The sequence below is a fragment of the Psychrobacter sp. Ps7 genome, from assembly GCF_022129225.1.
Taxonomy (GTDB): Bacteria; Pseudomonadota; Gammaproteobacteria; order Pseudomonadales; family Moraxellaceae; genus Psychrobacter; species Psychrobacter immobilis_A.
Window position 1 is genome coordinate 24989 of the sequence record NZ_JADQAH010000036.1, and the last position, 11889, is coordinate 36877.

Here is an 11889-nt window from a genome sequence, read left to right on the forward strand (position 1 = left end):
AATTGGGTGGATATTATGTTTATAAAAACAGAGTCAAACAATGCTTATCAATCGTCCAGTGGTTTTAATCAATGGTCAAAGCGTGTGGCTCTGTATTTATTGTCATTACCACGCCTGACGAAAAGCACTCTTTTATTTAGTATAGATTTTGCCATGTCGATCTTTTGCCTATTATTGGCATTGATGCTACGACAAGGGTATGTGGCTTCTCATATCAGTCTTGCAGCATTGGCTTTTTATGCATTCGTGCCGGTTGCTAGCTTATATCTTATTGGTTTTTATCGAAGCGCCTCTCGAGGGTTTTTTGATGCAGTGATGGGTCGTGTGCTGCAACTGTTTTTTTTACTTATTATTGTTTATCAAGTCATCATTTATTTGAGTCCATCAGCGACGATACCGCGCTCAGCCCCTGTTATATTTTTATTTCTATTTTTTATTTGGCTGTGGAATAGTAGGCTCATGATCCGCGCGTTACTGAAACGTCTACAGGGTGCAGGTCAAAGCCGTCGTCCAGATGTCTGTTGTGACAACGTGATTATTTATGGTGCAGGAGAAGCTGGTAGAGAGTTGCTAGAAAGTTTGAGACATTCTTATCAGTACAATGTAGTGGCGTATATCGATGATGACCCGCAGCTTACTGGGGCTTATTTACATGGCAAACAAATATATGCAGCTCACGCGCTTCCGTGGTTGATAGAAAAACTCAATGTGGCGCAGGTGATTTTAGCCATGCCCTCTATGAGCCGTGCTCGTAAAAAACAGATTATGGACAGTCTGTCAGGTATATCCGTTAAGATAAAAGACTTGCCAAGCTTACGTGAGCTTGCTGATGAGATAGTAACCGTCAGTCATATACGACCCGTTGACATACTAGATGTGCTCGAACGAGAAACGGTCGAACCTGTTGCGGAGTTGCTACAAAAAAACATCACGGGCAAAAACGTTCTCGTTACTGGGGCAGGTGGTTCAATCGGTAGTGAGCTGTGTCGGCAAATCATCAAAAATAAGCCTAAATGCTTGGTGCTATATGAACAGTCTGAGTATGCTTTATACACCATAGATCAAGAACTTGGTAATCTAAAAACAGCGAATGCTGATTATCAACATATTGAGATTATTAGCATTATCGGCAGTGTCAGTAACGAAAAAAAATTAATCAATATATTCGAAAAAAACCATATAAAAACGATTTATCACGCTGCAGCCTATAAGCATGTGCCTATTGTTGAGTCCAATCCCTTTGAGGGCACCATCAATAATACCAAAGGCACCTACCATTGTGCCCGTGCTGCGATACAGGCTCGCGTTGAGACTTTTGTGCTGATTTCTACTGACAAAGCTGTGCGACCTACCAATGTCATGGGGGCGTCCAAACGCTTGGCTGAGCTGGTCTGCCAAGGATTGAGCCAAAGTAATAGTCAGACTTGTTTTAGCATGGTGCGTTTTGGCAATGTTTTAGGGTCATCAGGCTCTGTGGTGCCGTTATTTACCAAACAGATTGAGCAAGGCGGTCCGATCACCATCACCCATCCAGACATCACGCGCTATTTTATGACGATTCCAGAAGCGGCCAGCTTGGTTATTCAGGCAGGTGCGATGGCATTCGGTGGTGAAGTATTTGTACTTGATATGGGCGCGCCCGTCAAAATTGTTGATCTGGCAAAACGTATGATTCGTTTGACAGGTTGTGAGCTAAAAGATGATAGCAATCCCAATGGCGATATCGAAATCGTATTTACTGGCTTGAGACCGGGTGAAAAGCTATACGAGGAGTTAATCATTGGTGAAGACAATATCGAACCTACTTTTCATCCATTGATTATGCAAGCAATGGAGCACAGCTTTCCTTTGCAAGATATCGAAAATATTTTATTTGAATTTGCAGAAAAAGCAAAGCAGCAGGATGTGGTCTGGCTGAAAACACAGTTTAAGTTTTTTGTCGAAGGTTACCGAGAAGGATCTGATAAAGATGTCGAGGTAGAGAAAGTAGATACCACATTGACCAATGAAATGGGTTAATAGAGAGAGGCGCGCTATCATAAATTCCTTACAAGTTCTGTGAGTCACTAAATTGGACAATATGTCATGAGCTCTGGAGTATTTTCATCGATACAGAGCACAATAAACAGGTTGAAAACCAGTCACTTTGTGCGAGATGTGGTCATGGTCGGTGGCGGTATTGCTGCTGGACAGGCTATCGCCATGATTTTTATGCCATTTCTCACCAGACTATATAGGCCTGAGGATTTCGGTATCGCTGCTGCCTTTACTGCTATCGTCAGCATTATTACGCCGATTGCCACTATGGGCTATGCAAATGCAATCGTGATGCCAGACAGTGACGAGGATGCTGCGGCCATTGCACGATTGTCCATATTGTTCAGTGTGGTTATAGCTGTTTTCTCATTCATTGTTGTCTATGTTGGCAAGTTTCATTTGGCAAGTTGGATGGGTATGGAAAGCACGCCAAACATGCTATATCTCATACCATTAACGCTATTAGTCGGTGCCTTTCTTTCTGTCGCTGATCAGTCTGCTATTAGGGTGGGCTTATTTAAAGCGAAAGCTCGGGCTTATGTGGAAAGCAAGCTTGTAACAGATAGCAGTAAGCTGATAGGCGGTATGCTAGCACCTTCAGGGATGTTACTTATTTTATTGACGATAGCAGGGCAGCTCACAAACTTTATTATGCAGATGCTTCGTGTACCTAGAGTAGGTGTATTAAATGTCCGTCATTGGTTTGGTACTAAGGGTGTTCGACATGCCGCCATATCGCAGCGTGATTTTGCGATATATCGTATGCCACAAAGTATCCTGAATGCGGCTTCAGTAGGGTTGCCAACTATCTTGTTAGCGTCATTATTTAGTGCCTCTTCTGCAGGGCAGTATTCATTAGCTGTTCTTGTGCTTGGTGCACCCGCGATGCTGTTAGGTCAGGCGGTTGGAGAGGTTTTCTATCCTAAAATTACGCGTGCCATCACAGCAAATTCATCTGAGGCTTATCAATTTTTATTAAAAGTAACGTTGATTCTATTGGTGGTTGGTATTGTGCCATTCGGTACGGTGTTCGTTTTTGGTGATTATCTTTTTTCTTTAGTGTTCGGTGCAGAGTGGGCATTGGCAGGTAGTTATTCGCAGTGGCTGTCTATTTGGCTTTTGACCAGCTTAGTGTCTGGTGCGAGTACTGCGGCATTGCCAGCATTACGTTTACAGCGATTCCTTTTGATTCGAGAAGTGTTTGCAGTGGTATTTCGTGCTGCAGCGCTGTATGTAGGTTTTTACGTTTTTGAGTCAGATATGATAGCCATTGCCCTTTTCTCATTTGTTGGGGTTTTGCTCAGTTTATCTATCATTTATGTCGCTTTTCGGCGTCTTGTTCATATCGATGAAGTGAAGCAGTAGGTACGTTTTTTGACTGCTTTGAATGTCACAAAGGATATGTATGAGAAGTCTCAACTTGAGAGGCTCACTATGATTTCAGTCATTATCGCTGCATTTAATGCCGCTGCTACTATTGATCGTTGCATCAACAGTATTGACGTTGCGAAAAAGAGTCACGACATTGAGCTGATAGTCATTGACGATGGTTCTAAAGATCATACTGCTAGCCTATTGCATAGCTGGGCAAATGCTAGGTCATGGATTACGGTGAAATATCAAAAAAATGGTGGCGTGGCAGAGGCTCGTAATACTGGGCTCGATATCGCAACCGGCAATTACATCGTTTTTATAGACGCGGATGACACCATTGATGATTGGTATTTTGATTTTGTCTTTGATCAAGCTGTAGATCGAGATGTCGAGATGTTGGCATTTGGTCATAAACGCATGATGCTGGATGGCTCTGTTATTGAGCGTCCTAATAGTGCGGCAGAATACTCACGGCAAGATATCGAAATACTACAACTGAGAGTGACAGAGAATAGACATATATATTGGTACGCCTGCACCAAGGTGTATAGCAAAAATTTAATCGCAGAGCTGCGCTTCGATAGCGACGTCAAATTTGGTGAGGATGGTATTTTTAATATCGCATGTCTAAGCAAAGCGAATCGTTTATCGGTGCTGCCAGACTGTCCATACAACTACTATGAAAATGCGACCTCTATAACAAGCTCACAATATAAATCAGGGCTTTTGGAATCCATTGAAGCGGACTATACAGCCAGAGTCAGGATACATGATTGGTCGATCAGTGCTACTGAGAAGCAAGTGCTATTATCGGACTTTGCTCGTAGTTATGTCGAGCATATGCTGCCATATTTACTTAATAATTTGGCGCATATCGATATGAAAAAGCGTCGTGCAGAGCTAGTTAAAATACGCCAGTCTTTCGTCTATCAGAACTGTTTGCCGCATTATTATCAACGACATCCAGCACGCGGCATTCGTGTATTAATTTTATGTTTTTCACGGCGTTGGTATGTTATGACGCTGGTTTTTCTTCAACTGTCTTGGTCTAAAGCAAAGGTGAAAAAATATGCTTAATATTGATTTGTTGCCTCAGCCTTTACGCAGTGATGAAAAGGGTCAAAAGCGCTGTTGTTTGCTGCAACAGACAACAGCTAGCGGGCAAATGACTGAGAAGGCATTGTGGTTTGTATATCCAGCGAACTTGCCAATGCCAGAAGACGATGATTGTGATGCTTATTTACTGGCCACATTGTTGCCCGCGATGCAGATGCGAGCAGCCATTCATGTGCATGGTAGCGTGTCGCATGAGCTATTAGCCAACCTGACAGAGCTACAGTATGTTTGGAATAAGTGGTTGCCAGAGCGTTATTTTTTGATTGATATACAAGTTGATCGTATTAGAGAGAGCGACGTACAAGTAGATGGTGCTATCGCTGCATTTTCTGGTGGCGTTGATGCTCAGTTTACTGTTTATCGTCATGCAACAGGCATGGCAGGATATGCTACGCGAGATATTAGAGCAGGGATTTTTGTGCATGGCTTTGATATACCATTAGATGATACGGAAGGATTTGCTGGTGCGGCAAAAATAGCGACAAAAATACTAGCAGATATCAATATTGAGCTATTGCCAGTTGAGACAAATATTCGCACGCTTTGGTCTATCAACTGGGAAGACTATCATGCTGCTGCTATTGCCTCAGTGTTATGCGGCTTGAAACGATATGCAGGCATTGGACTCATCGGTAGTGGCGACTCTTATGATGTATTAATTAGCCCTTGGGGCTCACACCCAATCACTGACCCACTGCTAAGTTCTGGTGACTTTAGAGTGATTCATGATGGCGCAGGGTTTAGTCGGTCAGAGAAGATTCAAGCGCTTGCAGCATGGCCCTTGGGTATAGAGAATTTACGTGTCTGTTGGGCTGGAGATAAGCATGATAGCAACTGCGGTCGCTGTGAAAAATGTGTTAGGACGCGTCTCAATTTTTTGGTTGCAGGTATAGATAACCCTCAATGTTTTAGCGAGCCCATGGACTCATCACTTTTTAAATCAATGGCTCTAAAGGGCAGGGCTGTCAGCATAGATTGGAAGTTAATTCGTCATGAGATGATTAAAACGGGTAGAGGTCTTGAATGGCTGCCATACATTGAAAAAGCACTCAAACGTAAACCGCCTCCTAACTTGAATAGATTGTTTCCTGTTGGCTCAAGGCGTCGTATGTGGGTGAAGAAGCTGTTAATGAGAAACGAATAAGGGAGCATTAAAAATGAATATTGCTGCTATAAAAAAGCTCATTCCACTCAAACTAAAAAAACACTTAGCCGCTTATATGGGGGCGAGAGGTTTACCGTTACCAACTGGTAAACGGTGCTTTATTTTTCTTGCCGCCGACTATGGCAATATTGGTGATATTGCTATTTCTCACGCGCAAAAGCAGTATTTGCAACGTGTGTTGACGGATTATGACGTTGTTAGTGTTGCTATCAGTCAAACCAGATTTGTGCTCAATTCCATTAAACAGCAAATAAAAGAGACGGATATTGTCACTATCATCGGCGGCGGTAATATGGGTGGCACGTATCCTGATATTGAGGAGCTGCGCCAATTAGTCATCAAGTCATTTCCTGCCAATCGAATCGTTTGTTTTCCTCAGACACTAGATTGGAATGATTCTATTCAATCTAAACGTGCCTTGCAGCGTATTGTAAACGTCTACGCCAAGCATCCAGATATACATGTTTTTGCCAGAGAGTCGATAACAGCGGCAAAACTCATCGAGCTTTTTGCTGAGTACAGTAATGTGCATATTGGTCTCGTACCAGATATTGTGATGAGCGCTAATGCAACAGTGCTGGGTACGACAGATTGCTTAGCGCCTTCAGGTATTTTGCGCTGCTTACGAGATGACAAAGAAGCCGCATTATCAGCTGAGCAATACGCCATGATAGACAAAGCCTTAGCAGATACTGGCTATCAGATTGAAAAGACCGACACGCATGCTGGTGGTTCGCAACTCGATGAAGCACATTGCACAAAATTACTGACTGACAAGCTTAGCCAGTTTCGTGCTACAAAATTGGTCGTGACTGACCGACTGCATGGCATGATTTTATGTTTGCTATCGGGTACGCCGTGCTTGGTACTCCCGAACTCCAATCATAAGATAAGACAGACGCAGTTGGACTGGTTAGGCGGTCATCCAAGGCTGGTGTTTTTAGAGTTGGATGAGATTGCTGATATTGCAACATTCATCGATAGCCTCCTGTCCCTGCCTCACGGTACGATGGATGAGTCTCCAGTTGATATAGCTGAGTATGATGACCTAAAAAAAGCGCTAGTAGCGATATGACGACTATCGAAACGCCATTAGTGAGTGTCATCGTACCAGTGTATAACGTTGCGTCATATATCGATGCTTGCTTGGCATCCATTAAGCAGCAGACTTATCAGAATATTGAAATTATCGTTGTAGAAGATTGCTCCACTGATGATTCAAAACAAGCACTTGCGTCACATCTCATAGATGAGCGCATCAAAGTCATTCAGCATCATAAAAACAGCGGTCTTTCTGCGGCTCGTAATACTGGTATCAAGTCTGCGATAGGCGAATACATGATGTTCGTTGATTCTGATGACATTATAGACTCTCGCTTGGTGGCAGCGTGTGTGGATTGTGCGCTCACCACGAATGCAGAGGTCGTGACGTATGGCTTTACACCATTCAAAGATGGCATCAAAGAGTTAGATCTGCCGTATCCCGCTAGCAATTTAGCATTTGAGGCAACCAAAATAGACGGCTTATATTTTAGCTTACCGCATTTTGCATGGCTCAAATTTATTAACTCTAGCGCAGTGCGGTCGGCCTCGTTACAGTTCCCAGTGGGTCTGTACTACGAAGACTGGCCTTTTCATTGGCATCTTGGCTTAGCTACTAATATTAAGTATCACCTGCCCATTGATTTTTATCTATACAGACAGCGCGGCACGTCGATCACAGGGTCAACAGATAAAAAACTATTAGATCTTTTCGTTATCCACGCAGAAGTCATCAATTTAGTAGAGGACTATCAAGCGGATGAGGTTAAAAAAATACTCGCCAATAAAATTAAACAAAGTCATTGGAGTATCCTTACTCGTATAGATAATGACTATTTAGCAGCTGCATTGGCACAAGCTAAAAAAGCAGATAAAACGTTACGACTAAAGGGTTATAAGAGCGATTTGACCGTAAGAAATATGATGATTAGTAATATCGTACGTATGCCGACGCAAGTTGCCTTGCTGATGTTACAGGTGCTTCGTCAAGCGCTAGGCAAAAGAGCAAGGGTTAAAGATCAAGAGCAAACAGACTCAGAATAGTTTTGAAAAATACGTTTGGTTTTATGGCTTCTTAATAGGTAAAGAGATGACTATTCAGAGAGTGCTACATATCGTGGGAAAAATGGATCGGGCTGGGGCAGAGACCATGCTTATGAATCTATATCGTCATATAGATCATAGCCAGATTCAGTTTGATTTTATCACTTTTACCGACGAGGTCGGTGACTATGATGCTGAGATAATAGCGCTGGGCGGTAGGATTATACCGATTTTAGCGGATCATTCGTTAGCGCGTATGTGGACGCTTAAAAACTTCCTCAAACAACATCCTGACTATCAAATCATTCATGCTCATATGCTATTAAACAATGCTTTTCATCTGCTGGCTGCTAAAGGTGCTGGCGTGCCGCATCGCATTTCACATTCTCATAGCACCAGTAATGGTAAAACCAATATTGTTAAAAAAATATATGAACAGTGGGCGTTCATTACCAATCGTAAATTGGCCACGGATAAAATGAGTTGCGGTGAACAAGCGGCAAATTACCTATTTGGCAGTATAAAAGATGTGTGGCTATTGCCCAATGCTGTTGACATACAGCAGATGATGACAGTCGCTAGCCAATCAAGACAATATATCGATCAAGAATTTGGCGATGAGGGGCTAAAAATCATTCAAGTTGGTCGTCTAAATGAGATTAAAAACCATCAGTTTTCTTTAGAGGTCGCTGAGCAGTTAAAAAAACGTCAGATCGCCTTTACCTTATATATTGTTGGACAAGGTTCATTGGATATGAGGCTCAGGCAACAAGTAGCAGATAACTCACTCCTAGATACGGTCAAGTTTTTGGGGATGCGTACGGATATCACAGAATTAATGGCCAGCGCCGACTATATGATCATGCCTTCGTTGCACGAGGGTTTCCCTGTCGTTTTGGTCGAGAGCCAAACAGTTGGGTTAAAGGCGTTGGTTTCTGACCAAGTATCGCCTGAAGTAGATTTAGGACTTGGACTAGTACAGTTTTTACCGATTCACTCAGCCAAGGATTGGGTTGATCGCTTATTAGCGCCTAAACAGCCAAAGCCCAATGAAAAAGACATAACCACAGTGCTGAATTTATATGGATTTAGTGCTGCTACCAACGCGCAAATACTAATGCAAAAGTACTTGAGTATGTGACGGAGTGGTTGCTTCTTATTTATAGTCGTTTCAAGGTAGTTTGGACGGAATTAGAAAAAAAGCGAGGTGGATAGGAAAGCTATAGTTATAAGGCTATAGTTATATAGGTACTGGACGGTACAAAAGATACTAGACGGTGTAAACCTGCCACCATATCCGATTTATATAAGATTGACGACATCTACTTTTATAGAGGGTTAAATGCTTCCATACCTGCTGGTTCTTAGCCTTGTTATTTTTTGGATCGTACTGGAGAAAAAATCTCTCAATCGTACGTCTTTTTGGCTGCCTCTAATTATATTGACATTGTTTGCAGGCCTTCGTAGCTACCGAGTCGGTACGGATACAGGAAACTATACGAGAAATTTCAACAGTCAATTGAATGCCGAGTACTTTAGGTTCAATGAAGATATTGAGTTCGGTTATCAGTTATTAGAGTATGCGTTGTTACGTATGACCACTCATTATTTTTGGCTGCTTGTCATTACCAGTTTAATTATTGTCTATTGCTATCTTAGAGTGATTAAAAAGTACAGCGTAAATTATTGGTTTTCCGTATTTTTATTTATTACGTTGGGCGTTTATACTTTTTCTTTTAATGGACTGCGTCAAGGATTGGCAATGGCGATCTTTACATTGGCCATTCCTTATCTGTTAGAAAAACGATTTATTCCATACCTGTTGATTTGTGCAATTGCTTCATTATTCCATGTAACTGCATTGTTTATGATTCCATTTTATTTTATCGTTAATTTAAGAATAAAGCCCTTATATAAGATTTTGGCAACATTTTTAGGGTCGCTATTAGTGAGTGGGCTTTTGGTCGCTTATATTTCTTCTACTAACGATAGATATGAGGGCTATGCGAAAGCATCTGATGAAGCAGGCGGGTTTTTAACGCTTGGTTTTTATACAGCTATCATGGTTTTAATCATCTTGGTCAGTTATCTGTATAAAATCAAAGACAAAGAGTTTCAAAAACTCATAACATTTTATGCATCAGGCGTGGTTTTTATCATACCGTTAGCGATGTTGGGCACCAGTCCTTCAGGTCCTCAAAGGCTGCTTGCGTATTTTACATGGACATTGGTTTTGATACTGCCTATGATTTTAAAAAGAATTAATAATATTTATTTATATATAGCGAGTATCATTATTTTTCTCATGTATTTTGTCTTGACGACATCGAGATTTAGTAACTTGAGTCCGTATATTATCAATCCGATATTTGAGGTTTTCTAATGAAAAATCAGACATATATATCCATTGGTATTCCCATTTATAATGCTGAAGCGTATTTGGAAGATGCTATCAACTCCATATTGGCTCAAACGCATGAGTTATGGGAGCTTATATTAATTGATGATGGCTCTACTGATGCGTCATTGGCCATCGCCAAGCGTTTTGAAGAGTCTGACCATAGAATAAAGGTCATTGCTGATGGCATAAATAAAAAACTGCCTGCTCGATTAAATCAGCTTATTGAAGAAGCGAACTATGATTATATAGCGCGCATGGATGCCGATGATCTCATCCATCCAGATAGACTAGCGATTCAATTAAGTTTTTTAGAAAAAAATCCAGATTATGATTTGGTTTCTACAGGTGTCGTGTCTATTGATAATTTTAATAAAGTTTATGGTTGTCGTCATGTCGATCAAATTTACACGGAATTTAAAGAAATAGCCGCTGCGTATCCTATTGTGCATGCTGCTGTTTTGGCAAAAAAGAGTTGGTATGAACGAAATAAATATAATGAAAATTATCCAAGGTCTGAAGATTACGATTTGTGGTGTAGAGCTATCTCAAATCAAGATTTAAATTTAGCGGTATTGCCTGATTTATTATACTATTATAGAGAAGAAGGGAATTTATCATTATCTAAAATAACTAGATCATACAAAGATAGTTTTAAAACGTATGGTGAATATAAAGGAAACAGTTATTTAGGTTCTTTGAAGTTATCAGCAAAACTGATAACAGTCAATTTTTTAGATTCGATAGGATTATTACAAAAGATAGCCAATAAAAGAAATAAATTAACAATATCTAACACGCTAAGAAATCATCATCAGTCAGTAGTAAATAGTATTTGTACTAAATGACATTTTTTATAAAACGTCACTGATAATATAATATATAAAAAATACTGAGGTGCTGAAATGACATTAAAGATATGCTTTCTAATGACAGATGCGGTGTCATTTAATGTGCTATATCGTGATCAGCTTGAATACATTAGAGATCACGCGGATGTTGATATCACCTTAATCTGCGGTGGCGATAAACAGCAGTTAGATATTTTACGTGAGCGCAAAATAGGCAAGGTGATTAATTTAAATTTTCAGCGTAAGCCTTCTTTGTTTAAAGATGCTCAGTCACTCGCGCTTTTAACCCGCTATATGCTATCGAATCGTTTTGATGTGGTGGTTTATTTAACACCTAAAGCCTTGTTGTTAGGGAGTATCGCAAGTGCTGTTACATTGCAAAAGAGACGAATTGCTTTTAGCGTGGGTAGAGCCTATGAGAATTTTTCAGGTTTAAAAAAGAGGGTGTTTCAGGGTCTGGATATATTAAGTTTCGGCTTATCTCACGAAGTTTTATTTGTTTCTGAATCTTTGCTCAGCGTATGCCTAGAAGAAAATATCCTCAAAAAGAGCAAGGCAACTGTCATTGATAATGGCTCATTTAACGGCATCGATACTGATTTGTTACAACCTATGGCTCAGTTAGAAAAAGAGGCATTAAGAAAGAAGTACAAGGTACCTGAAAATACCTTTGTGATTTGCGTGGTAGGACGAGTTTGTGATGATAAAGGCTTCAAAGATATTGAGTATATATCCGAAAAACTAAGAGCAGAAAATGTCTACTTTATGTTCATAGGAGACTGTGAAGACGACGTAGGAAAAGTAGTCGTTGTAGTGGCATAATAAAATTGGACAGCTTCTAAGAGGTTATAATAACCCAAAGA

The 11889-nt window shown here is 40.8% G+C and carries 10 protein-coding genes; all 10 read left to right on the forward strand.

What is annotated here, in order from left to right; all coding sequences use genetic code 11:
- Positions 1-15 precede the first annotated feature (15 nt).
- The 10 genes from I3257_RS11325 (at position 16) to I3257_RS11370 (ending at position 11848) form a co-directional block, all read left to right on the forward strand.
- Positions 16-2019 (forward strand): nucleoside-diphosphate sugar epimerase/dehydratase, encoded by a 2004-nt coding sequence (locus I3257_RS11325; protein ID WP_238049814.1) that lies wholly within the window; start codon positions 16-18, stop codon positions 2017-2019.
- Between the two features lie 66 nt (positions 2020-2085).
- Positions 2086-3402, forward strand: a complete 1317-nt coding sequence (locus tag I3257_RS11330; RefSeq protein WP_238049815.1) for an oligosaccharide flippase family protein — start codon at positions 2086-2088, stop codon at positions 3400-3402.
- A gap of 69 nt (positions 3403-3471) precedes the next feature.
- Positions 3472-4488 carry a glycosyltransferase family A protein gene (locus I3257_RS11335; protein WP_238049816.1) on the forward strand — a complete coding sequence of 339 codons (1017 nt, stop codon included), beginning with the start codon at positions 3472-3474 and terminating at the stop codon, positions 4486-4488.
- Positions 4481-5671: a hypothetical protein gene (locus I3257_RS11340; RefSeq protein WP_238049817.1), complete on the forward strand. Its 1191-nt coding sequence runs from the start codon at positions 4481-4483 to the stop codon at positions 5669-5671. The genes I3257_RS11335 and I3257_RS11340 overlap by 8 nt, the downstream gene beginning before the upstream one ends.
- A 13-nt stretch (positions 5672-5684) precedes the next feature.
- A complete protein-coding gene (locus I3257_RS11345; RefSeq protein WP_238049818.1) occupies positions 5685-6767 on the forward strand; it encodes a polysaccharide pyruvyl transferase family protein in 1083 nt (360 codons plus the stop codon).
- Entirely contained in the window at positions 6764-7777 is a 1014-nt protein-coding gene (locus I3257_RS11350; protein WP_238049819.1) for a glycosyltransferase family 2 protein, read from the forward strand. Before I3257_RS11345 ends, I3257_RS11350 begins: the two co-directional genes overlap by 4 nt.
- Before the next feature lie 46 nt (positions 7778-7823).
- Entirely contained in the window at positions 7824-8918 is a 1095-nt protein-coding gene (locus I3257_RS11355; RefSeq protein ID WP_238049820.1) for a glycosyltransferase, read from the forward strand.
- Positions 8919-9119: 201 nt separating this feature from the next.
- A complete protein-coding gene (locus I3257_RS11360) occupies positions 9120-10160 on the forward strand; it encodes an EpsG family protein (RefSeq protein WP_238049821.1) in 1041 nt (346 codons plus the stop codon).
- Positions 10160-11023 carry a glycosyltransferase family 2 protein gene (locus I3257_RS11365; protein WP_238049822.1) on the forward strand — a complete coding sequence of 288 codons (864 nt, stop codon included), beginning with the start codon at positions 10160-10162 and terminating at the stop codon, positions 11021-11023. The genes I3257_RS11360 and I3257_RS11365 overlap by 1 nt, the downstream gene beginning before the upstream one ends.
- Positions 11024-11080: 57 nt before the next feature.
- Positions 11081-11848 carry a hypothetical protein gene (locus I3257_RS11370; RefSeq protein WP_238049823.1) on the forward strand — a complete coding sequence of 256 codons (768 nt, stop codon included), beginning with the start codon at positions 11081-11083 and terminating at the stop codon, positions 11846-11848.
- Positions 11849-11889 lie beyond the last annotated feature (41 nt).